This window comes from Pontibacter korlensis, assembly GCF_000973725.1.
GTDB lineage: Bacteria > Bacteroidota > Bacteroidia > Cytophagales > Hymenobacteraceae > Pontibacter > Pontibacter korlensis.
In genome coordinates, this window is record NZ_CP009621.1 from 2,719,331 (window position 1) to 2,744,746 (window position 25,416).

12 protein-coding genes are annotated in these 25,416 nt (G+C 42.8%); all 12 read left to right on the forward strand.

Features of this window, described 5'->3' with window-relative positions; translation table 11 throughout:
- Positions 1 to 142: 142 nt before the first annotated feature.
- The 12 genes from PKOR_RS11845 (at position 143) to PKOR_RS11905 (ending at position 25,128) form a co-directional block, all read left to right on the forward strand.
- Entirely contained in the window at positions 143 to 3,172 is a 3,030-nt protein-coding gene (locus tag PKOR_RS11845) for a SusC/RagA family TonB-linked outer membrane protein (RefSeq protein WP_235337491.1), read from the forward strand.
- A gap of 12 nt (positions 3,173 to 3,184) precedes the next feature.
- A complete protein-coding gene (locus tag PKOR_RS11850) occupies positions 3,185 to 4,837 on the forward strand; it encodes a RagB/SusD family nutrient uptake outer membrane protein (protein WP_046310964.1) in 1,653 nt (550 codons plus the stop codon).
- An 87-nt stretch (positions 4,838 to 4,924) separates the two neighbouring features.
- Positions 4,925 to 7,024, forward strand: a complete 2,100-nt coding sequence (locus PKOR_RS11855; protein WP_052738829.1) for a glycoside hydrolase domain-containing protein — start codon at positions 4,925 to 4,927, stop codon at positions 7,022 to 7,024.
- Positions 7,025 to 7,506: 482 nt separating this feature from the next.
- Positions 7,507 to 9,351, forward strand: a complete 1,845-nt coding sequence (locus PKOR_RS11860; RefSeq protein ID WP_046310967.1) for a PLP-dependent aminotransferase family protein — start codon at positions 7,507 to 7,509, stop codon at positions 9,349 to 9,351.
- Positions 9,352 to 10,047: 696 nt separating this feature from the next.
- On the forward strand, positions 10,048 to 12,891 hold the full coding sequence (locus PKOR_RS11870; protein WP_052738830.1) for a TonB-dependent receptor domain-containing protein: 2,844 nt from the start codon (positions 10,048 to 10,050) through the stop codon (positions 12,889 to 12,891).
- Between the two features lie 12 nt (positions 12,892 to 12,903).
- Complete coding sequence (locus tag PKOR_RS11875; protein WP_046310970.1) at positions 12,904 to 14,337, forward strand: RagB/SusD family nutrient uptake outer membrane protein; 1,434 nt, start codon at positions 12,904 to 12,906, stop codon at positions 14,335 to 14,337.
- Between the two features lie 81 nt (positions 14,338 to 14,418).
- A complete protein-coding gene (locus PKOR_RS11880; protein WP_046310971.1) occupies positions 14,419 to 15,756 on the forward strand; it encodes an alkaline phosphatase family protein in 1,338 nt (445 codons plus the stop codon).
- 1,136 nt (positions 15,757 to 16,892) lie between these two features.
- Positions 16,893 to 17,498, forward strand: coding sequence for an RNA polymerase sigma-70 factor (locus PKOR_RS11885; protein ID WP_084694774.1), 606 nt, complete (start codon positions 16,893 to 16,895; stop codon positions 17,496 to 17,498).
- Between the two features lie 72 nt (positions 17,499 to 17,570).
- Positions 17,571 to 18,512, forward strand: coding sequence for a FecR family protein (locus tag PKOR_RS11890; protein ID WP_046310973.1), 942 nt, complete (start codon positions 17,571 to 17,573; stop codon positions 18,510 to 18,512).
- Between the two features lie 113 nt (positions 18,513 to 18,625).
- Entirely contained in the window at positions 18,626 to 21,967 is a 3,342-nt protein-coding gene (locus PKOR_RS11895; RefSeq protein ID WP_071843141.1) for a TonB-dependent receptor, read from the forward strand.
- Complete coding sequence (locus tag PKOR_RS11900; RefSeq protein WP_052738831.1) at positions 21,954 to 23,498, forward strand: RagB/SusD family nutrient uptake outer membrane protein; 1,545 nt, start codon at positions 21,954 to 21,956, stop codon at positions 23,496 to 23,498. The genes PKOR_RS11895 and PKOR_RS11900 overlap by 14 nt, the downstream gene beginning before the upstream one ends.
- Positions 23,499 to 23,544: 46 nt before the next feature.
- Positions 23,545 to 25,128 carry a calcineurin-like phosphoesterase C-terminal domain-containing protein gene (locus tag PKOR_RS11905; RefSeq protein WP_046310976.1) on the forward strand — a complete coding sequence of 528 codons (1,584 nt, stop codon included), beginning with the start codon at positions 23,545 to 23,547 and terminating at the stop codon, positions 25,126 to 25,128.
- Positions 25,129 to 25,416: the final 288 nt, after the last annotated feature.

Genomic DNA, 25,416 nt, shown 5'->3' on the forward strand with positions numbered 1-25,416 from the left:
TCACTAAACGTTAATCAATCTAAGTATGTGTGTAAGGTTACATGTTTTTAAGCCTATACTTCAGGGTATCTGTGCTGTGTCAATGTTAGGTGTTGCGCCTGCTCATGCTGGAGATCTTTTAGAGATAACAGTATCAGAAGCTGTGCAGCAGGCTAAAGTTGTATCAGGCAGGGTAACTGACGAGAATGGTGAAGCATTGCCGGGAGCTTCTATTGCGGTAGTGGGCACTTCTGTAGGTACAGTTTCTGATACTAACGGAAATTTCGAGCTTTCTGTGCCAGTTGGTTTCGATGTGCTTGCTGTTACCTTCATTGGGTATCAAAGACAAGAAGTTCCTGTAGGAAACCAAACCAGGCTGAATATTTCTTTAGTTCCAGATGCTTCCAGTTTAGATGAATTGGTTGTAGTTGGATACGGGACGCAGAACAGAAGAGAGATTACTGGAGCAGTTTCTAAGATTGATCCTGCTGATATAAACTCCATTCCTACTTCCAGTGTCGAGGAAATGCTGGATGGTAGGCTACCTGGTGTACAGGTAATGAGTGATAATAGCCCCGGCGGCGGAGTAAGTATCCGTGTACGTGGTTATGGAACGATCAACAATAATGACCCTCTCTATATTATAGATGGCGTACCTGTTTCCAACGGTTTGAATGCCATCAATCCAACAGATATAGAAACTATACAAGTATTAAAGGATGCTGCTTCTGCCTCTATTTATGGGTCAAGGGCGGCAAACGGAGTGGTAGTAATCACTACAAAAAAAGGTAGTTCAGATCGTACAGTTATCAACCTTGATGCATATACAGGGGTACAGAAAGCTTTCAACCTACCTCGAATGCTGGGAGCACAGCAATACGGAGATATGCTTTGGCAAGCAGCCAAAAATGATGGAAGTACTCCTAGTAGCGATATTTACGGAAACAACCCGGATAATGCTGTCATACCAGCATGGTTGGATGATGGGCAAACAATACCTAGTGCTGATGTAGACTGGGTACAGGAAATTTTCAGGCCGGCGGTAGTGCAGTCATATAACCTTTCCGCATCTAAGGGTGACGATAAAACCCATCATGCGCTTTCGCTTGGATATTTCAATGAGGAAGGCACTATCAAGCACACCGGATTTGAGAGATTCTCGGCTCGCTTTAACTCCAGCTATAAAATCAAAGATATTGTTACTGTAGGAGAAAATTTTTCAGCTTCCTTAACCCGTAATGTCAGTGTGGGAACTAACAGTTCACTGGGTAGCATCGTGTACAATGCCTTTCAGTTTCCATCTATTGTTCCAGTAAAAGATATCAATGGCAATTACGGGGGAAATCCTTTGAATGATATCAGCAATCCATTGGGTAGTCTCTACCGGGCAAAAGATAACGTTAGGAAAAGGATCTCTGCCATAGGCAATGTGTTTGCAGGAGTGGATCTTGGAGATTTGTCATTCAAGACCAATTTAGGAATCGATTTTCAGAATTATAATTACAGGGGATTCTCGCCTAAGTATGATGAAATCCTCTCCCAGAATAACGTTAACTCGCTGAGCACCGATAACAGCTTTAATTATCAGTTAACCTGGTCTAATACGCTGAATTATCTTAAAAGCTTTGGTAAGCATAATGTAGATGCCTTGATAGGTCAGGAGGCGATTCAGTACTATTATGAAGGCTTTTCTGCTTCCCGGCAGAATTTCCTGTATGAGGATCCAAACTTCCGTTACCTCACTTATGGTGCAGACAATCAGCTAAATACAGGAAGTGCAAATGAGTGGTCCCTGCTCTCTTACTTTGGAAGGATCAATTATAACTTTGATCAGAAGTATCTTTTGGGAGTTACTCTTAGAAGAGACGGAACGTCTCGCCTGAGCCAGAATAAATGGGGAACTTTTCCGGCAGTATCGGCAGGTTGGCGTGTTAGTGATGAGTCTTTCTTCGGGAAGGATGGTATCGTGAGTTCTCTCATGCTACGTGCCAGTTGGGGACAGACAGGTAACCAACAGGTACCATCTTATTCAACAGTGGACAGCTATTACAACAATGCCAGATATTCTGACTATGCCATAGATGGCTCTCAGGGTTCTGTGTATAAAGGGTTGATACAGACAAGGGTTCCAAACTCTGATCTGGCCTGGGAGGTAACCCAGCAGACAAACGCAGGCTTTGACTTAGGGTTATTTGATGAGAAGCTGGCACTTACTGCAGACTTTTATCATAAAGTTACGAATGATGTGCTAGTGTACTCTCCGATTCCTCCGACTTATGGTGGAACAAACGATGGAACATGGATTAACGGCGGGCAGATGAAGAATATAGGGTTGGATGTTGCAGCAAACTATCTTGGAAGTGCAGGAGGGCTAACCTATACAGTAGGACTGAACGCATCAACGTATCGTAACGAACTAACCGAGCTAAACGGCATCTCTTATTTAGGAATACCCGCCTCCTCTCTTCATAGCATAAACTTCGGTCAGGAGATAACTAGGAGTACAGTAGGGCAGCCGATCGGAGCCTTTTACGGTTACGAGGCTGACGGAATTTTTCAGAGTGAGGAGGAAGTAACCGCCCATGAAATACAGCCCAATGCGCAACCAGGTGACTTAAGGTTCAAGGATGTTAATGGAGATGGTGAGCTTAATGGGGATGACCGTACCTATATCGGGTCCCCCCACCCAGACCTGATACTTGGTCTAAATGTGAGTCTGAATTATAAAGGGTTTGACCTGAGCATGTTGTTTAATGGCAGCATAGGTAACGACATTTACAATCTAACCAAATATAAGACAGAGTTCTTTAACCAAGCCTCATATAATAAGAGTACTGCTGTGCTGGATGCCTGGACTCCAGAGAACTCCGATGCTACAGTGCCGCGTGTTTCGTTGGATGATCCTAATAATAACATAAGGCCTTCTTCTTATTACCTTGAAAATGGCTCCTATTTTAAGCTGTACAATATGCAGCTGGGTTATAATGTGCCTAAAGATAAAGTTGGTGGCATTAGCCTGAGGGTTTACCTGCAGGCAACTAATTTGTTTACTATTACCAACTATAGTGGTATGACTCCTGAAATAGGCCTTCAAAATTATTCTTCCAGCAATCGCAACTTAGATATTGGAGTTGATCGTGGCATTTACCCTCCATCTAGAACTTTTACATTAGGAGTTAATTTCACGCTTTAAACTAAAAACGGTATGAATTTTTTCAAGACTACATATACTTCAAAATTAGTTTTTACTGCTCTTGTCATATTTTCTTCTTCCTGCTCTGACGATTACCTGGAAGAGATGACATATGGGGAAATTTCTCCTTCAGAAATGACAAGCCCGGGTAATGTTGATAGGGCGATCATAGCGGCATACAGCTTGCTAAATGGCCAGTACGATGCCTCTAGCAGTGCCTTCAATTCACCTGCCTCCAACTGGAGCTTCGGAGATGTGGTTTCAGATGATGCCTATAAAGGAGGTGGCGGTACAGGGGACCAGAACAACATCCACCTGATGGAAATATTCAATACGAACCCAACCATTATTGACATTGAGCGAAAATGGGTGGCGCTTTATGAAGGGGTGAAAAGAACAAATGAAGCTATGAGGTTGCTTCAGAATTCGCAGGAATACGATGTGGCTCTGAAAGAGAACCGGATGGGAGAATTGTACTTCCTTAGAGGGCACTACTATTTTGAGCTCAAAAAAATATATAACACTATACCATACATAGACGAAACAGCTGCAACTGTTAATGACTATGCGGTGTCTCACACCCAATATACCTCTGAGCAGCTGTGGGATAAAATAGAGGAAAACTTTAGCAACGCTTATGAGAGGCTGCCTAATGATCAGGAGGAGGTGGGACGCCCGAATAAAATGACGGCGAAAGCTTATCTGGCAAAGACTTACATCTTTCAGGGACAATGGCAGAATGCCTTGGATGCTGCTAATGAAGTTATCAATAGTAACAAGTACAGCCTACTGCCTAACTTCAGGGATGTCTTTCTTCCTGAAAATGATAACAGCTCTGAGATAATATTTGCTGTTCAGCACTCGGTACTTGATGGAGCCCCTGATAACTATAATGGTAGTATAGGTGATCGTTTGTCTGCTCCTGGTGGTCCTTTCTATTCACAGTATGGCTTTCACCGCCCGTCTCAAAACCTTGTCAATGCATACAAAACGAACGCTATCGGAATGCCGGTATTGGATAATAAGAACCTTGCCGAAGCAGATTTTGTAGATCCAAGGTTGGACCATACAGTAGGAAGACCAGGTATACCCTATCTGGATTTGGGCGTGTTGTATGAGGCAAGCTGGGCACGAGACCTTTCAACCTATGGGCCTTTTGCACCTAAAAAGCGAATTGTGTCTGCCAACTCTCCTTACCAGATCAAGACCTGGCCTTACATTAGCGCACTGAATTATTACATAATCCGCTATGCTGACTTGTTGCTATGGAAAGCAGAGGCTTTGGTTGAGCTGGGCGACTTGGAAGGAGCAAGAGCTGTTGTGAACCAAGTAAGGGGACGAGCTAAAGACAGCCAGTATGTTATGAACCTGGAAGGAACGACACCAGCCGCCAGTTACAGAATTGAAACCTACAATACCCCTTGGACTGATCAGGCCACAGCCCGTGAGGCCGTTCGAACGGAGCGTAGGTTAGAGCTGGCTTTGGAGGGGCACCGTTTCTTCGATTTGGTACGCTGGGGAGTGGCTGCGGAAACAATCAATGCGTATTTAGAGGTGGAGAAAACCAGGAGAACTCATTTAACTAATGCGAATTTCATAGAAGGTACTCACAACTATTTCCCTGTGCCGCAAAAGTATTTGGATTACTTGGCAAGTACTAAGTAATGAGAGTTTAACTATATACAACACACTATACCACAGGCAGCCACATTACAAGGCTGCCTGTGGTATTTATAACTTTTTATAAACTCAATGCGATTACTAATCCTCTTTTTTATAGTCATCTTGAGTGGCTGCCAGCAACACATCAATGTTGCACAGCAAAAACAAATGCAGATGGCCGACAAGGGTGCATCTGAAGAAAAAGTAAATGTTTTCCTAGGCTCTTCCGGCGATCATGGGCAGCTGTCACCAGCAGCTTCTTACCCCTTCAGTATGCTGAGTATAGGCCCCCAGACTTACCCTGCTACGCATACAGGGTATGAATATCTGGCCAAAGAGTTTTTGGGTTTTACGCATAGTCGCTTCGAAGGAGTAGGTTGTCTGGGCAGCGGAGGTATTATTTTGGTTAAACCTTTCCTGGGTGATGATCCGGATACAACACCATTAATTAAAGCGGAGGAAAACGCAGGGCCTGGATATTATCAGGTAGGTTTCAAGAACAAGATCAAGGCAGAGTTTGCTGTTTACAAGAACAGTGGTGTACATCATTACCAGTTACCTGTAGGTAAAAAGGGCGTTTACATTGATTTGAGTCATGCTTTTGTAGGAGGCTTTGTGGCAGAAGAACACACTGTTAGTGGTGATACCTTAAGTGGTTGGATAGAAGCAAAAACCACCTGTAGTGTTGGTATCTACCGCCTTTACTATGCAATGCACTTTAGGCAACCGGTAAAGTGGGCTACTAGAAATGAGCATGAGCTGATAGCTTCGTTTGCCCCGGATCAACAGGATGTGTATGCAGGGGTAGCTTTCTCATCTGTGGATGTAGCGCATGCCAAGGCTGCACTAAGTAATGAGCCTTTTGAGCAAGTAAAGCAAAAGAGTATAAGTGGCTGGAATCAGCTATTGAGCCGTATTCAGGTAAAGGGGGACCCTGAAAGAGAAAAGCTTTTTTATTCCTTGCTTTACCGGGCAGTACAGTCGCCTTATGTAGTTTCGGAGGAGGATGGTACATATCGGGCTATTGATGGCTCTTTGCAAACCTCCAAAAACACCGTCTATAACGGATGGGCCATCTGGGACAATTACAAAACACAGTTACCCTTGCTATCCTTTGCTTACCCGGAAAGGTTCCAGGACATAGCTTCCTCTATAGCCAACCTTTATCCTTACGGCAAAAAAGACTTTGCTACTGCACATGAGCCTTCCAACACGGTGCGTACAGAACATGCCATAGTAGTGCTGCTAGATGCTTATCGCAAAGGGTATAAAATTGATTTTCCATCCATTCTGGATTCACTAAAGCAGGAAGTGGACAAGCTGGATTACTCACATCCTGATAAAGCATTGGAGTCTTCCTACGATGCCTGGGCTTTGTCGCAGATATTAAAAGAGTTGAATCAGGATAAGCTAAGCGAGAAGTATAAGCAAAAGGCTTTGGAGTATAAAAGCTATTGGGAGAAAGACTTCAGGGATTTAACCCGAGACGATGTGAACCGCATGTCTGCACGCGGCATGTACCAAGGCACAATCTGGCAATACAGATGGTCTGTTCCTTTCGATGTGAAAGGGTTAATAGAACTGACAGGAGGGGAACAAACTTTTATAAACCAACTGGACGAGTTCTTTGGAAAAGATTTCCATAACCGTGCTAATGAGCCGGATCTTCAGGTGCCACTGCTGTACAATGCTACCTCAGAACCTTGGAAATCGCAGGCCTTAATGCATCAGTTAGCTGTAGATACTGTTGTGCAGCATTACTTTAATGACAATAGCAGGGGGATTGGCTCTTATATCGGCGTTATCTACAAAAACCAGCCGGAGGCCTATTTAAGAACGATGGATGATGATGCTGGAGCTATGTCCTCCTGGTTTGTCTTAACCTCCTTAGGTATACAGCCTGCCTGTGTGGGTTGGCCGGTTTATTACCTGAATGTACCTCTATTTGAGTCAGCTGAGATAAAGGGGCCCAATGGTAAAGCCTTTACTGTACAGGTAGAGAATTATGCTGATAAGAATTTCTACATCAAACAGGTAATATTGAACGGAGAAAAACTTGATCGTAACTGGCTGACACATGAGGAGATCATGTCAGGTGGAAAGCTTATTATAACAGCTTCTGATAAGCCGGAGAAAAGCTGGGGAGTTACGAACAGATGGGTTCCCAGTTTACAACAGCCAGAGCAATAACTCTATGAAGAGAAACTTGATGAAGTGTCAAAAGTAAGATGGCCTTTAAGTCTGGCATTTATGATTGCACCTTTGAAACAGGAGAGGCTTCTGATGAAGAAAATAGTAGGAGGTAAGAGTTTTGTTACTGTACCTCAAGCCCGACTTCAGTGCGCTCTGAACGGCTGAGGGTGTTTTGACACATGTGTATGCCCCGTGTGTGGTGGCATGTTCATGAAACCTCATCAGTGACAACAGCCTTTGATAAGTTATTTGCCGCTTATTCTACCACCTGGCTTTTCTTGCGTTAAAGCGTTATTTACTTGAAGACAATTCTGCTCGTGTGTCTGCTTATTGAACATAACACCTGATGTGTTGTTTAGAGGAATAGGTTTAAGTCTGCAATCAAGCAGCTAAAGTGCTACGCTAGGGCAAATGTGGTGTAGCATTTTTTTGATAGATTTGAGCCATCTATTTCATGGACTTATCACGATACAAATATTATGGAAGATAGTAAAGTGCTGAATTATATTGAGGATGTATTAGAAAACATGCCAGCGGACTGGTTGAGGCTAACAACTCATCGACTGGATATATATAATGAACCATTAGCCAAAACTCAGTTCCTGGAGCAGTTTGAAAGCCTATTTAAAGAGCGTAATGCTGAGACAGCAACACTCAGTGCTTTACCTACTGCTTACGATTATATCCGATTAGGTCACCCTTTGTCTTCGGTGCTAGAGTGGGCAATTGCCAGCATACACAACCTGAAGCCTGAAAATGTAATCAGTTTTTCATCCAGGACAATGCCTGTTTTAGCAGTTCTAAGGAAAAACTTGTTATCTCATAAGAACACCCGAATCGTCTATACCGGCGAGCTACCCGCTTTTTTTGATGCTGAAGTACTAGCCTATGTTTATGGGTATAAGTTCGATTTAGAACGTGTTGAGAAGCTGGAAGAGGTTTCTGAGTTTAACGGTAGTACTATTTTCTTTTCACAGGAAGATGAAGTTGGTCATGCCAACCTCACCCCGAGTATTGACTTCTATGTAAGTGTTCACGCGCAGCTTGGAAGTATAATATTGGTAAATGGTGAGCAGAATAGCGGTTACATCTCCGAAATACAGCATGTAAGAAGAAGAGAGAGCATTGCCATGACACCGGCCAATTGTTTCACTGCCTTGCAGCTGTTAGTAAAAAAGCCTGCTTCTGATCTTGAGAAGCGTGATACCGCGGCTAACAAAGCACAGGTAGTAGATCTAATCAAAGGTATAACCGGCACAAGTACAAACGCTTTGATTGGTTCTTCTGGGCTATCTATTCAATATGCGATCATGATGGGGCTCGTTCATGATGCCCTAGAAAAGCACCCAGGGAAAGACATCAGGTTTGTTGTTCCACCAAATTGCTACGGTGGTACAAACGACCAGGCAAGACGAATAGCTGCTATTCTGGACAATGTTGAGGTGGTGGATTTACTCGTCGATAGAGATTATAATATGGTTCAAAGTATTGACACCGTGCTGGAGAAGATTGCCAGCCAGGATGCTGTGCCTTACATTATCGCTGAAATTCCAACCAACCCAAGAGTTGAAGTTCCGGATCTTATAAAGTTAAGGGAGGTGCTGAGTAAAGAGCGTAAGACGGCAAGCGGAGAAACTGCTGTTGATCCGGTGTTTATTCTGGATCAAACCTTCTGCCCGAATTATCAATTTGTAAGCAAAGACGGGATTCTCTCAACGATCAGAACCATTTCATACGTGAGCGGATCGAAGTTTCCAAGTGGCGGAAAGGCTACAGCCGGTTACTGTGTAGCCAACACAAAAGCTGAAGCCTTGCTGGAAAAAATAGATCAGCACCTGAGGCTTTGCGACAACGAGGCGACCGACCTTCAGATGGAAATACTGGCAGAACAGCTGCCTTCCATGAACCAGAGGATTGCAGACGCCTACCGAAATACGCGTGAGTTTGTAAACTTCATAAAGGAAACGCTACCGGAGGCGAAGATCAATTTTGTTTCAGAAGAACTGGCAGAAGAAGGATTTACGCCATCCGTTTTTTCACTGGATCTTCCTACAAAGGGAAATACGGATGAAGAAAGGGAATCTTATAAGAGAGCGTTGAATGATAAATTGATCAATATGATGATCGGGGAAATCCCTCATGAAAGTAAATACTGTGTGAGCTATGGGCAGTTAAAAGGAAGTTACTGGACCATACCTGCCACCTCCACACAGGGAACAACCAAAGAAGCCGACAAAGATTATATTGCCCGGGTATCACTGTCCCCAAACATGGATCTTGAGCTTCATAAAAAAGTTTTCAAGGATTTTGTAGAGCAAATCTAAGGCTGATGGAGGTGCACTAAAGTCAATTGAAATGTGCCCTAGCTTAGCTATTGGGTAAAGTTATCTATTCATTCCGTTACCTGAAAACAGAAAGCCCTTGCAAACTAATACTTGCAAGGGCTTTCTGTTTCTGTACCTTGAACCGGACTTCAGTGGGTTCTTAACAGCTGCGAGTGATTTATAAAGTGTGTACAGCGTGTATAGCACATTAGTGATAGATGTTCATCGGTTTTAACAGGTTTTAAAAGAAATTTTGCACCACATCTTTGAAGACCTTAAAAGAGCAGTAATACACTTGAGCATGGCATAAGCAGCCTGAATAAGCAACAGGATTTTGTACGATACTTTATAAGAAGTATTCAGCAGCAGATAAAGTATATAAAATCCAAATGAGGTATGTTGAAGGTTGATACTGGGCTTCCCTACCTTTTCAAAGTCGCTCATGCTTAAAGAAAATAGAGAGTGGTTGTGTGTTGTGTAGTAACTAACATATAAATGCTTAAGTTTTTACAAGTAGCTGTGATGTTCGTGAACATTATCTACATAGTATTAAGATAACTTAATATTACCTCTTTAGTAAAGTCCTATTAAACTTCAGGAAACATTGGAGACCTAGCTTTGTGGACTCAAACAATACTACAAACACAAACACAAATGCGAAGGTTTTACTTATCACTTACATTGTCATTTCTCCTGATGGCAATCATGCCACATGTGCTTTGGGCACAAACTGCCATCACAGGTAATGTAAAGGATCGGCTAACAGGTATAGCATTACCTGGAGTAAGTTTAGCGATCACAGGTACTACTTCAGGTACTATAACGGCATCAGATGGATCGTTTTCTCTTCGATTCCCGCAGGATAAGAGTGAGGTTACGCTGGTAGTGCGATTCTTAGGTTATAAACAGCAGCAACTAACTCTGTCAAAGGATGAGGCATCCAAACCCCTCCTGATTATGCTTGAAGAAGATAGGATGCGGCTTGATGAGGTTGTGGTTACAGGGCAGGGAATGAGCATAAGCAAAAGGCGCTTGTCTACCGATGTAGTTAGTATAGGCGAAAAAGAACTGCAGGACGTGCCAGCCACCCGTATCGATCAGTTGCTACAAGCCAAGCTACCAAATGCCCAGATAAAACTGACTGGTGGTCAGGCTGGGGCCAGTTCTATGGTTCGATCAAGAGGTATAAACTCTGCTTTTATCAATTCTACTCCTATTATTTATGTAGATGGTGTACGAATGGATAATCTCAACACCAGAGCAGCCATTGGGGGAGGTAGTGCTCAGGGAGCTGCTATTAGTGCCATTGCTGACATACCAATGGACAATATTGAAAGAATAGAATTCATTAATGGTGGTGCTGCCACAACTTTATATGGTTCTGATGCTGCCAACGGTGTTATCCAGATTATTACTAAAAAAGGAGGCTCAGAAAGGACAGAATTAACACTGGACACCCAGATGGGAGTAGAGACTCCCACAACCGACTTTTTATTTTTTGATCGCACCAAAGATCTGTTGTTCCAGAACGGTTTTTACCAAAAGCACAATGTTGGTTTGAGTGGCGGTCAGGGAGGCTTTGGCTACAGCTTTTCAGGTGGATATACTAAAAGTACAGGTGTACAAATATTTGATAACAACAGCAATGAACGGATTGATTTACGCACAGGCTTTCGGGCAGGATTAGGTGATAAGCTTACTTATGAGAGTTCGTTTAGCTATATAAACAACAGCTATAAGCGTAACCGCAATGGTAACCAGGGGGGGTATACGGCCCTATGGTTTGCTGAGAGTGGTGCATCTGCCATCACTGGACCAAAGTTCAACCCAGACATAGACGCTCAGACTCCAGAAGAGTTTGAGCAGATGAAAGAATATGTGGCCGAAGCGGAGCGACTGCAAAACAATAAGATTAGGGTTAACCGTTTTCAAACTTCACAAATCTTCCGGTATAACCCTTTAGATAATTTAGTTTTCAAGGCAGCTGGTGGTGTTGACTACCGTGTGCAGAATGATAAAGTGGTTCAGACAAACCAGTACCTGTCGCATACAGGAGGAAAGCCTGTTGATAACCAAGGGAGCATCGCAAACTACGACCGTAAGTTTTTAGGTCTAACTTTTGAACTGAATGGTCAGTATGAGTTTAGAACTGACAATTTCTCTTTTGTAACCACAGTTGGAGGGCAGCTTTTCCGAAACGAGGATTTTCAGGTAGCATACCGAGGCGAGAACATTCGAGATGGTGCCCTTACAATAAGTGGTGCCGCCATCAGAACAAGTGACGAATACATCACGGAGGTAGTAAACTACGGTATCTATGTGCAGGAAAACATTGGCTTTAAAGATAAAGCTTTTATTGATCTGGGAGTAAGAGGTGACGGTAACTCTGCGTTTGGAAAGAATATCGGTACACAATATTACCCTAAGGTTGGTTTCTCCTACATACCTAGTGCTGAGCCATACTTCGACAGAATAGCTTCCGTGATTTCTTCTGCAAAAGTGCGTGGTAACTATGGTATTGCCGGTAATTTTCCTACTCCGTTTGCTAACGACAGAACCATATCGTTTACAGGTTTCCTGGGGGAGCAGGCTGCTTATTTCGGTCAGCCAGGTAACACAGAACTTAAGCCAGAAAGAGTGGCTACTTTTGAGTCAGGCATTGACTTGGGCTTATGGGGAGACCGCGTAATATTCTCGGGCGGGTACTATCATTCCATCACCAGCGATGCCTTGTTTATGGTTCCACCAGCACCCTCTACTGGCGAGTCTAACCAGCTAAGAAACATAGGTAAGATCAGAAACAAAGGCTTTGAATTTAAAGCTACTGTTGTACCAGTTGAAACTCCTGACTTTACCTTGAGTGCTTCTGCCTCACTTAATACATTGGATAATAAAGTGATAAGCTCAGGAGGTGCGGCACCATTCAACATCAACGGCTTTAGCGCCAGAACCATCCAAACAGTAGTGCAGGAGGGATACCCGATCGGCTTCCTGAGAGGAAATTATGGCTACTTTAATGCCGAGGGAATACTGGAAAGAACAGAAGCACAGCAGTACCTTGGCACTACCATTCCTGACCTTTTCGGTAATTTAGGTATCAACCTTCGCTACAAGAGCCTTACATTTTTTGCGAACGCAGATTACCAGAAAGGGGCCTACGCTAGTTCTTTCGACAGACAATTCCGCTTTAACTATGGTGCCAGCAACGAAGGAATTCCGCAGGCAGAGATTGATGCAAATAAGCGTACTAACTGGCTGAATTTTACAAATATGTTTGTAGAGAAGACAGATTACCTGAAAGTACGAACCATAGGTATGAATTACTCAATAAAGCCTCAACTATGGAATGGCGTGGTGAAGAATGTGTCCATTGGCTTCACTGCTGTTAACCCACTCAATTTTGCATCCTCAAGCTTTGACCCGGAGACAACCATTAGTGGAAGCGCCCAAGGACAGGGAGGAGCTACAACAGGTGGTATCTCTTATGCTACCTACTCTGCACCACGTCAGTTCCTGGGCTCATTAAGGCTTAATTTCTAATTCTGATCACTCATGAAAGTTTCAAAATCAATAGTATTTACAACTCTATTCGCAGGAGCTGCTTTATCTGGCTGCGAATTGGTAGAAGTTACCAACCCGAACGTAACGGATGAGGTATTTTTAGAAACATCTAATAGTGCACAAACCTGGCTGAACGGTCTTCGAAGGCAGCTGGCATCTACCATGAATCAGGTGGTGGTTAGCACGGAATTGGTTTCAGACAACTACTTTAATAACAGAACACTTAGTAGTAAAGTGTTTGACATTCCTCAGATAGAAAGCTACGACCTTGATGTGAATAACCTGCAAAAGGAGATTCACCGATTACGGGAGATGGCAGAGTATGGCTTGGATAAGGTTATCCCTGCGGACAAATCTTCTACGGACGCTGACAAAGCAGAAATGCTCTTTTATAAGGCTTATGCCCACCTGCTGAGTGGTGAACTGTTCGTGGCACTTCCTGGCTCTGCCAGAGGACCTGTACTTACCCCAGAAGAGCATTTACAAGAGGCTATCAAAGGTCTGGATGAGGCTATCACATTGCATCCAGATCTTGAAATGAAGCAGGGGTATACCCTTCTTAAAGCAAGGGCATATTACAGGCTGGGAGACAGGGACAATGCCACGAAATTCGCTGGGGAGGTATTGGTTAACAAAAAACTGCTTCTGCAGGTGAACTATGATGGCGTTAATGGTATGACAAATAGCATGCAGACATACCTTTTTTCTTCTACCTATAACGAGTTTGCTCCTTTGCCCCGCCTGGACTTCCTGGACCCTAAGTACTTCCACGAAACTACAGCTACTGCCGATCAGAAACCGGTAGCTATTGTGAAGGCAGAGGAAGCATACTTGATATTAGCAGAAGCAGCAATTGCATCCGGAGATCTGGCTGGCGCAAAACAAAGCCTTAAGAACTTATTAACCGAAGTAGTAAGCCAACGCCCTGTAATTACGTTGGATGACAGCAAGGAAACGCGTAATGGCGGAAACAGAACGGATTATGCTTTAACCGAAGTACTTGTTAAGTTTAATCCATCTGACAAACCCAAAGAAGGTTATGTATTGGACCGTAGTCAGGGAGCTATCAATGCTTACCCTGTATCTGGCACCAAGGTGACTTCCGAAGAACTTGACGCTATTGGTAATCAGGATGAGGCTTTGTATCTACTGTATCGTTTGCGTCAAGAGATTTTCTTTGCAGAAGGAAGAAGGATGACGGACTTAGGTATAAAATTCCCGATATCTGAGACGGAGGCATTAAATAACACCCATGTAACAGCAAACCATCAAGAAGCGCAGCTTCCATCTTTCATACCTTTAGGCCGTGAAATGGACGACTTTACTTATGATGAGCAGGGTAATGTTGTAACTATGAAACATGACATGAATCAAGTGCTGGTACAGCACAAAAGTTCTTCTGAAATATTTCCATTCATAAATTAATTATAAACTGAAATCCTGATAAATCTACCGGATCACGCAGCCTTTGGCTATAGGCATCGGTAGATTTCTACATTGATCTCTATGAGAAAGATAATATTGCTATTCATAACCTCCTTATTATGCTTTGGGAGTGCCATAGCACAGAAGGCAAAGTATGTGGTGCTCATAAGTATAGATGGGCTGAGACCAGACTTCTACATGGATAAATCCTGGCCGGCGCCCAACCTGCAACAATTGATGGAAGAGGGAGTACATTCGGAGGGTGTGAGAGGTGTTTTTCCTACCGTGACTTATCCTTCCCATACAACCATAATCACAGGTGCGCTACCAGCAAAGCATGGTATTTATTATAATACACCATTCGAGCCACAGGGAGCTACAGGGCAGTGGTTCACGGAGGAAAGACTTATACAGACAGAAACGCTGTGGGATAAAGTGAACAATGCAGGTATGAAGACAGCCTCTGTATCATGGCCTGTGTCTGTAGGTGCCCCCATACATTATAATCTTCCTGAAAACTTTTCGCTGAAGAACCCAGGAGATAGAAGAGGCCCTATAAGCGAGGCTGCTACCCCTAAAGGCCTTTTTGAAGAGGTGATGAAAGGAGCAACAGGAGAGTTAGAAGCCAATGATCTGAACCTGCGCTATTATAGTATGGACGAGAACTTGGGAAGAATGGCCGCATATCTTATCCGAAACTATAAACCTAATTTTATTAGTGTACACTTGGTGGGGGTAGATGGTGCCCAGCATGCCGAAGGAAGAGAAGGACGTAGAGTACCACGAGCTGTTGCCAATGCGGACCACGCAGTGGGTGCTATAAGAGAGGCTGTAGAAAAAGCAGGAATAAAAGACAGCACAGCTTTTATAATTGTTGGAGATCATGGCTTTGTTGACATACATACAAGCCTGTCGCCTAACGTGTGGTTAGCTCAGCAAGGGCTGATAACGAAGACTGGGGATAATGTAAACTGGAAAGCCATGTTTCATACGGCTACCGGATCAGCTTTCTTGCATCTTAAGGATAAGAATGATAGGAAAGCCCTGAAGCAGGTAAGGAAAATGCTTGACAATTTGCCGGAAGAAGATAAAAAGCTGTTTAGAGTAGTTGAAAAGGATGAGCTCCAGAAAGTTGGGGCAGCACCCGATGCTGTACTAGCACTGGCTGCTGTTAAAGGAGTAGCCTTAAAAAGAGACTTGGAAGGACCTGTGCGGAAAGAGGCGAAGGGTGGAGCACACGGTTTTTACCCGGACTTTCATGAAATCCAGACCGGGTTCATTGCTGCTGGTGCTGGAGTTGATCAAGGAAAAGCTACTCCTGAGGGGCTAGAAGGTATAGCGCCGTTTGTAGCTGAGTTGCTGGGAATCGACTTTAAGCTATCCACAGGCACTGCTCAAGCAGAAAAGGAGGGTAGATAAATCTTAGATATAGTGCGGGCGTCTTTAGTTTTTATCAAGATGCTTTCATATTAGAATGAGATACCAGATTAATAAACGCCTCCCCTGTAGGAAGCTCTGCAGGGGAGACGTTTTGCTTATGAGGGTTATAGCTCCCAATGTAGATGTCATTATTAGCTAAATTCATGCATTTTGATTTCTCAGCTCTACCTTCCGCTTAGTATTAATATTGAGTAAAGGGTAATTTAAACTGTAATAGTGGCCATATTTCTTTTCAAACAGAACCGGATGCCTTGGTAGTTGTCGAAGTAGCCTTGATAATACCGCATCGGTTCAGATATCGTGTCAGTCAAAAACACGTACGGTTACAGCGTTGTGCTAGGCACAACTTTAACCAAAAGGCTATACTACACGAAGTACTCAGGCTCTTCTTTGGATAGAAAGAAGCAAGTAAAATCTAAACCTAAAAAGAAAGAACCTGCTGAGGTAAGACGTTTCCCGTGAAGCCCTGATCTGGCTCAAAGAGATGTCAAGAGAGAGGAGAAAATTAGATTGATAGAAATGTATGAGGAAATGAAAGATGATAATAATGGTGAGCCTCACGCTAAGGAAAACAGTGAAACTAAATAAAGAAGAGGGATAGGAAGGAATAATACGTCCCCTGAAAACAAAGAAACCCTGTAAATATTTGATTTACAGGGTTTCTTTGTTTACTAAGTGTGCCTTGGGCCGGACTTCTGTGGGTTCTTAACGGCTGCTAGTGGCTAAAAATATATGTTTGCAGTGTGTATGGCGGCATGTTTATAAAGCTTCATCAGTGTAAACAGCTTTTATATGGACTTTTGCCATCAATTTTGCCACCTAGCATTTTTTTATAGAGTCCAAAGGAGCAGCTACAGCGGTACTTTATTGTCAAGGCAACACCGCCTTATTGGACATGAACATAACCTTTTTTTATAGTAAGTAGAGGTTTTTTAAGGTTGCCTATGCTAGAAGAATTTTAGGTGTCAATGTTCCGAACCATGAGGAGGCCTGGTTTTACGATCTGATTCATCAAGCATCTTCAGCATTATGCTATATTGTTAATAGCCTGTTAACAGAGGCTTAATCTCTATTCTTTTTCTTTGTAGCTAAAGAATATTGATAAAACCTATGTTATGATGTTTGACGAGTACACAGATGAAATGCTGCTTGGCTTCGTACAAGAATCGGATGAAGATGCTTTTACCGAATTGTACCGGCGCTATTGGAGGCAGCTTTATATAAGTGCTCTGAAACGCATAAGCAATGAGGATGATGCAAAAGATATTATCCAAGAGTTATTCATAAAACTTTGGAACAGACGAACTACCCTGCCCGATGAAGTAAAAGTAGCGGAGTACCTGTACACAGCCCTGCGATATCGTATAATTAACTTTATCCAGGCTGATGAGGTCAGGCTAAAATATGCTAATGCGCAGTTAACAGAGCAGGATAACTTCGCAGCCTCAGTGGCAGAATCAAGTCTCGCGCTTCAGGAGATCGAAAGTATTATTGAAAAGGCAGTAGAAGCCATGCCTGAACGTATGCAAGAAGTCTTCATCCTCAGCTATAGAAAAGGCTTTACCCCCAAAGAAATTGCCGTACAGCTTTCGCTGTCTGTGCAGACTGTCAAAAACTATCTTTCCAGCGCAAGAGCTTTACTAAAATGCAGGATAACTGAACAAAAACCACAGTTATACGCACAAGTACTGCTGATGTTTGCACCCCTCACTATCTCTTAACATAAAGTTAACTCAAATCTTAGGTACGTTGGGGCAGCTTAGCTGATATATAGGTAAATGCACCTATAAACAGTGAGCCTGAAAAAACAGCAAGAGTTACTAAGGAAGTACCTGAAAGGAACAGCTACACCTGAAGAAAAAGTATGGGTAGAGAAGTGGTACGACTCCTTTGACAATATAGATCCCTTTCATGGAAAGAAAAGCATTTCCTTGGAGGAAGGGGAGCTAATGCAATCTGCTATTCTTAAAAGGATCAAAAGAGGTAAGGTTATACAACTTTGGAAAGCTGTAGGAAGTGTTGCTGCAGTACTTATGATGGTACTGTTTGGGGCATGGGCTTTTTATCAGCAGCAAAAGAAGGTATCTAACCTGTACAGCTATGTGAAGTCCGAGAAAGGGCAGCACCTTAAGGTACTCTTACCAGATAGCTCAATCCTTTTGCTTAACGAGCTAACAACCATAAAATACGCTCAAAACAGTTTTGGAAAGACAACCAGGGAAATTTGGCTGGAGAAGGGAGAGGCTTATTTTGATGTTAAACATAGCGTACACCTTCCTTTTGTAGTGCATACTAGTCCTCTGAAAACGAAGGTGCTGGGCACAGCATTCAACATCAAAAAGTCGGACAAGCACGGTGATGTACAGGTAAGTGTAATCCGTGGCAAGGTACAGGTAAGTACCTCGAGTAGTCCTATAGCCTTGCTTACTAAAGGGAAACAGGTAAACTATGATACGCTTACTAAACGGCCTGCTTTAAGTGACATCAACCCCGATTACGCTACAGCCTGGAAGAGAAGCAGGGTTGACTTGGATGGAGCCTCATTCAATGAGTTGAGCGAAGTCTTTTACAGTTTCTATAACACAAGGCTCACAACAAGGGAAGCGAAAGTCAAGAACAACAGTTATACTCTAACGCTTGATAAAAAGGTATCAGGAGAGACTGTTTTGCAAATTATTGCCGCAACTCATCAATTAAAGTACAAAATAGAAAATGAAGACATAGTCCTATACTAGATAAAAAACAACCGCTATTACTGGTCCTAACAGCGGTTGTAGAGTCATACTATTGCCGAGGGTGTTAGTATGAAAATGCGATGATAAGTTTTTACCATTCCATTAGCAAAGATATGAAAAAAAGATTACTCATGAATGCCAAGTTACCCTTAAAGGTGCTTACTACCATACTTATTATTATTGCATTGTTCTGTCCTGAGGGGTATGCAATTGAAAATCCATCAGGACAGAACATGAATCGGAATATTAGTATTTCATTTCAGGAAGAAACAATTGCATCGGCGATTCGGAAAATAAAAAAGCAAACAGGTATCCCATTCGCCTATGATCCTGAAGCTCTTCAAGTAGAAAAGTTGCTTACGCCCACTTTAAATTTCGAAAACACCTCTCTGCGTCAAATCCTTGATAAGCTTTTAACTCCAGTTAGCATCGGCTACAGGGAAGTTAATAACACCATTGTTTTGCATAAGATAAAAGAGTCGAGGGTACAAGAGGAAAGGACTGTTACTGGAAAAGTAACAGATGAAAACGGTGAGGGACTGCCGGGTGTTACCGTTGTGCTAAAGGGAACTAGCAAAGGAGTCTCGACAGATGTTACAGGGCATTTTTCTCTTTTAGTACCTGACGGAAAGGATACCTTGGTGATATCTTTTGTAGGTTACCAAAGCAAGGAGGTTTTGATTGGTGCTGGTCAAACCATAAACATAAAACTTGTGCCAGATAGCAAAGCTTTGGAAGAAGTAGTTGTGGTAGGGTATGGTACGCAAAAGAAGGTAAACATCACAGGTTCAGTAGCAACAGTAGATGCTGAGTTTTTAGAGAACAGGCCTGTTACTAACGCTTCTCAGGCATTACAAGGTGTATCCGGGGTTTATGTAAACCAGTCAGGCGGGCAGCCAGGTGCTGATGGGGCTTCTATTCAGGTTAGAGGTGTTGGGAGTCTCAATGGCAGCGGCGCCTTAGTGCTGGTAGATGGTGTTGAGTATAGTCTAAAGGATGTAAACCCTAATGACATTGAAAGCATATCTGTTTTGAAAGATGCTGCTTCTGCTGCTATTTATGGAAATCGCGCAGCAAACGGGGTTATCTTGATCACAACAAAAAAAGGTCAGAAAGGACGTACACAAGTTGAATACAACAATTACTTTGGCTGGCAACATACAAGCTACCTACCGGATGTTGTATGGAATTCTGTTGATTATTTAGAAGGCAAAAATAGGGCATTGGCAAACGAAGGGAAAAAAGCAGAATACACTGACGAAGTAATTGCTGGCTTTCGTGACAGCTCTCAAACGAATCCTGATGTGTACCCCAATACAAATTGGTTTGATGTCATGTTTCGTCCTGCCCCTATACAGGAGCATAATCTAAGGATCTCAGGCGGAAGCGATCAGATTTCATTCTCAAGCTCACTTGGCTACCTGAACCAGGAGGGCGTGTTAATAGGTACATCTGCCAAAAAATATAGTTTATCGACAAATATACAAGCGAGTATAACAGAAAAGCTTAAGGTAAATGTGAATTTATCAAGTAACTATTGGCGCAGAAACGAGCCTCCCCAAGGAGTTAATAGAATGATAAATTACACTTACCGTACACTGCCAATACAAGCAGCTAGATTAGAGAATGGGGCTTACGGGGACATGTGGGTCAGGGTACCGGGGCACAATGTGTTTAGAAACCCATTAGCAATGGCAACAGAAGGTTATCAACATGTTAATTCTGAACGCTACCTTGCCAATATATCCGCTGAATACAAGTTACCTTTTGACATAGTTTATAAAATAAACGGTGCCATAAATAAATATAATCAGGATAATCAAATATTTGTGCCACAGGTAACTATAGAGAATCCTAAAACAAATACAACAGGTATCCTGGATTATGATCGCTTGCCGAGAAGTGTTAGGAATGCAGCGAATAATAATCTGAACACCACTCTCTTTAACACTCTGAACTGGAAAAAGAGTCTTAAAGGCCATAACATTGCGGCTTTGCTAGGGTATAGCAGGGAAACATTCTATACTTCTAACTTTAGTGCATATATAGAAGGCTTTTTAGGAAATGAACTTACTGAGATCAATGCCGGAACAATAAACAAAGAGGTTAGCGGAACGTCAAACAGAAACACACTTGCTTCTTACTTTGGCCGGCTAAACTATGATTTCAAGGATAAGTATTTGTTGGAAGCTAACTTTCGCTACGACGGCTCTTCAAGATTTGCACAAGACAACAGGTGGGGTTTGTTCCCTTCCTTTTCTGTAGGGTGGCGTCTGGACCAGGAATCTTTTCTTCAGGATGTATCTCAAATATCAGGCTTAAAGCTTAGAGCTTCCTGGGGGCAGTTAGGGTCGCAGAATATTCCAGATTACCGTTATGTTAATCTTGTTGATATAGGTGAAAACTACTCTTTTAATAATACAGTTGTGCCTGGTGCTGCTGTTAACACCCTAAGCGACCCGAATCTATCCTGGGAAGAAACAACTATAACAAATCTGGGACTAGATGCAGGCTTCTTTAATAACAGGGTTAATGTAACAGTTGATGCATTCAACAAAAAAACATCTGGGATCCTGCGTCCTGTAAGTGTACCAGCACAGGTTGGCAACTTAATTGGGCCTGTTAAAAACATCGGAAATGTTGTTAATAGAGGCTTTGAAATTGGATTGAACTATAGGAACAGTATCGGGGAGTTTAATTATGACTTCGGTACCAGCGTAAGTTATGTACAAAATGAAGTAACAAAACTCAATGGAGAAACAATAATAAGCGGTAGGAATATCACGAAGGAGGGATACGCTATTGATTCCTGGTACCTTTTGGATGCGGTTGGAATATTTCAAACCGGAGAAGAGATAGAGCAGCATGCCTATCAAGGGCCAAAGACACAGCCTGGAGATATAAAATATCGTGATGTAGACGGGAACAACGTTATTGATAACAATGACAGAATTATTATAGGTAGTACTATTCCTAAATACACTTATAACTTTAATGTAAGGGGTGAGTTCAAAGGAATCGAGCTTAGTATGTTTTTCCAGGGGGTAAAAGATATTGATTCTTACCCTACCGGAAACTTTGCTGAACCCTACAATAACGGCGCCGGGGTAACCAAAGAATGGCTTACTGACTCCTGGTCACCAGATAATCCAGGGGCACCCTTGCCTCGGCTAACAACTAGAACAGGCTATTCTCAAAACTTTCAGAACTCAACTTTCTGGTTGGAGGATGCCTCTTATCTACGATTGAAAAACATTCAGTTAGGATATACACTCCCCCAATCTTTAACTGAAAGGTGGAATATCAGTAGAGTACACATTTTTGTGAACGGACAGAACCTGCTTACTTTTTCCAAATTCAAAACAGTGGATCCTGAAAGGAGCATTACGAGATCGAATATTTATGACTACCCGACCACCAAAATATTTACAACAGGGCTAAATGTTAAGTTCTAATTTTTTAGGAAAACGGTATATGAAAAAGATAGTTTTTATGATGATTACTGCAGTGCTTTTACAAGCCTGCGACGATGATTTCCTTACAACAAATCCTACAGATACTTTTACGGAAGAAACTTTCTGGAAAACAGAAACCCATGCTTTGGCGGGTATTAACGGTACATATGCACAACTCCAGGTTTCTAACTTATACGGTAGCATAAATGTACTTTTGTTAGAAGCTATTTCTCCTAATGGATATAACTATAGTAATTCAGCGGGAGTAAATTTTATTGCTGAGGGAGTGCATGATGCCAGTAATTCTGCTTCTATAAACAACAGGTGGAATGCTAGCTACAAAGGTATTGGTCGTGCCAATACAGTCGTGGGCCATATTGATGCTATCAAAATGGATGAGGGTCTGAAGTCCCGAATCAAAGGAGAGGCAAAGTTCCTGCGCGCATTGTTCTATGCTAATCTGGTTAATTTTTACGGTGGTGTGCCTCTGATTCTTGACGTGCCAAATATCGATCAGGGTTCTTTACCTAGAAGTAGCCGTGAAGAAGTTGTGAATCAGATAGTGAAAGACTTGAATGAGGCAAGCGAAGTACTGCCGTTAAGATATACCAATACAGATATTGGAAGAGCAACTAAAGGGGCAGCTCTTGCTTTGCAAGCTCGCGTGTTGGCATACGAATCTAGATGGGGAGAAGCTGCTGCAGCTGCTAAGCAAGTAATAGACCTCAACGTTTACAGCTTATTCCCAGACTATAGGGAGCTGTTTTACCTAGAAAATGAAGGCAACGAGGAAGTTATCTTCGATGTGCAGCTAAAGTTCCCGGAGTTTGGCTCTAACTTCGATATTTATTTAGATAGGTACAATAGCCTTGCTCCCCTTCAGGACTTAGTAGATAGCTACCAGATGATAGACGGGAAAAGCATTTCTGAGTCTACTTTATATAATGCCGATAACCCATATGAAAATCGAGATCCCCGCTTACAGAAAACTGTAATTGTGCCAGGTTCAAACTTTAAAGGGAAAATTGTTAAAGACGATGCCTACCCGTTCACAGGCTATGGCCAGAAAAAATACTCAGTATATAAAGATAACGAGGTGCCTGCCAAAGTTGTGAACACAGGAGACTCTGAGCTTAACTATATCATTTTGCGCTATGCTGATGTCTTGTTACTATATGCAGAAGCCCAAAATGAAGCTAGTGGACCTGATAAGAGTGTTTATGAAGCTATCAACAAAGTACGAGCCCGAGCTGGCATGCCTGCTATTCCAGAAGGACTAACCCAGAACGAAATGCGGGAAGCCATTAGACTGGAAAGAAGAATAGAGCTGGCAGGTGAAGGCCTGTACTACGATGATATTCGCAGGTGGAAAACTGCTGAAACAGTTATGAACACAGAGATAGTTGACAGGAAGGGCCATGTTATAGGAGTAAGAACCTTTAATCCAAGCCGTGACTATTTATGGCCTATTCCTTCAGTGGCTTTACAGGAGAACCCAAATCTTGAACAGAATCCAGGTTATAATAAATAGGTCTTGCTAAGACTTTTAAATCTTTATCAAATTTATTCATATCAGAATGAAAAAATCAGCATTATTAGTAGGTAGCCTGCTTTTTGCCTTTGCAGTACAGGCCCAATCTACGGTTACAGGGTATGTGTACGAAGATGCAAACAGGAACGGAAAAAAAGAGCGTCGCGAGAAAGGCATAGCCCAGGTAGCCGTCTCCAACGGACGGGAAGTTGTACTTACAGATGAAAAAGGTAGATACGAGTTGCCAGTTAGCCAGGACAATATTATTTCAGTGATAAAGCCGAGCGGTTACAGAGTTGCCTTGAATGATGAGAACCTGCCCCAGTTCTACTACATCCACAAACCGAAGGGTTCCCCTGATCTCAAGTTCAAAGGAGTGGGGGCCACTGGAAATATCCCTAAGTCAGTAGACTTCGCCTTAGTGGCAGCTGAGGAAAAGGAAGAATATACCACACTTTTATTCGGCGATCCTCAACCTTACACTAAGGAGGAGGTAGATTTCTTTGCCCGTGGTATTGTCTCAGAGGTGGAAGGGGTAAAAGATGTTTCGTTTGGCCTAAGTTTGGGAGACCTGGTAGGCAACGACCTAAGCCTCTTCAGCCCCTATATAGCAGCGGTTAAAAAGGTAGGTATCCCTTGGTACAACCTGATGGGCAACCACGACATTAACTTTGATGCCAAGGCAGACTCTCTGGCCGATGAAACATATGAGGCACATTTTGGTCCGGCCAACTATGCCTTTAACTACGGAAAGGTACACTTCATCGTGCTGGACGATGTGCTTTATCCAGATCCGAGGGATGCAAAAGGCTACTGGGGCGGTTTTAGGAAAGATCAACTTGAATTTATAGAAAATGATCTGAAGTTTGTTCCGAAAGACCACCTGGTGGTGCTCGCTTTTCATATCCCTATAAGTGAGCCTGGCAGTGGAGATGCTTTCAGGGATGAGGACAGGCAACGGCTTTTCGACCTGTTGAAGGACTTCCCGCATACGCTCTCCCTTTCAGCGCACACACACCTTCAGAGGCAGGACTTCTTTACCAAAGCAGACGGATGGCATCAGGAGAAGTCGCACCACCATTACAATGCTGGAACCACCTCCGGCGATTGGTACAAAGGCCAACTTGATGAAAATGGTATACCTGTCTCCACTATGCGTGACGGCACCCCCAAAGGCTATGCCTTTATTCATTTTAAAGGTAATAAGTATGTGATAGATTATAAAGCAGCTGGCCATGCTAAGGATTACCAGATCGAAGTGTTTGCCCCGAAGGTAGTGGAACACGGCAGAAAGACCTCAGCAGGTATCTATGCTAATTTCTTTATGGGCAGTGAGCAGGATTCGGTGATATACCGTGTAGACAACGGTGAATGGAAGGCAATGGAGCACCAGAAAGAGTATGATCCTGTGTTTGTGCACAGCCTTCAGGAGTGGGATTACGCCGAGGAGCTGTTGCCAGGAAGAAGACCATCAAATGCTACTCAATCTACGCACCTGTGGCGCGGCAGCATTCCTACCAAGCTGGAGCCAGGAGAGCATATTATAGAGGTGAGAGCCACCGATATGTTCGGCAGAACCTTCACCCAGCAGAGCAGCTACAGAATTGTCTCATCTAAAATAGCACAGTAAGGCATTATCAGTATGTTCTTCATGTAAAGCAACAAAACCTTATGGCTCACAGAGCCATAAGGTTTTGTTGCTTTAACCTATAAAAGTATATAAAGTTCGAGCCTACCAAGACCCTAAGAATGGGCTATAGAGAGGGAGTAGCAATAAGCATTTTATAGTGTGTCAATAGAGGATGGTATTTTCATGGTAACATATAATAATTACACTGCTGCAATAGGGTGCTTTTGAGAAAGAAGAAATATTAACAAGTAAGTTTTGCCACCAATACTGCTACCTACAAACAACAAA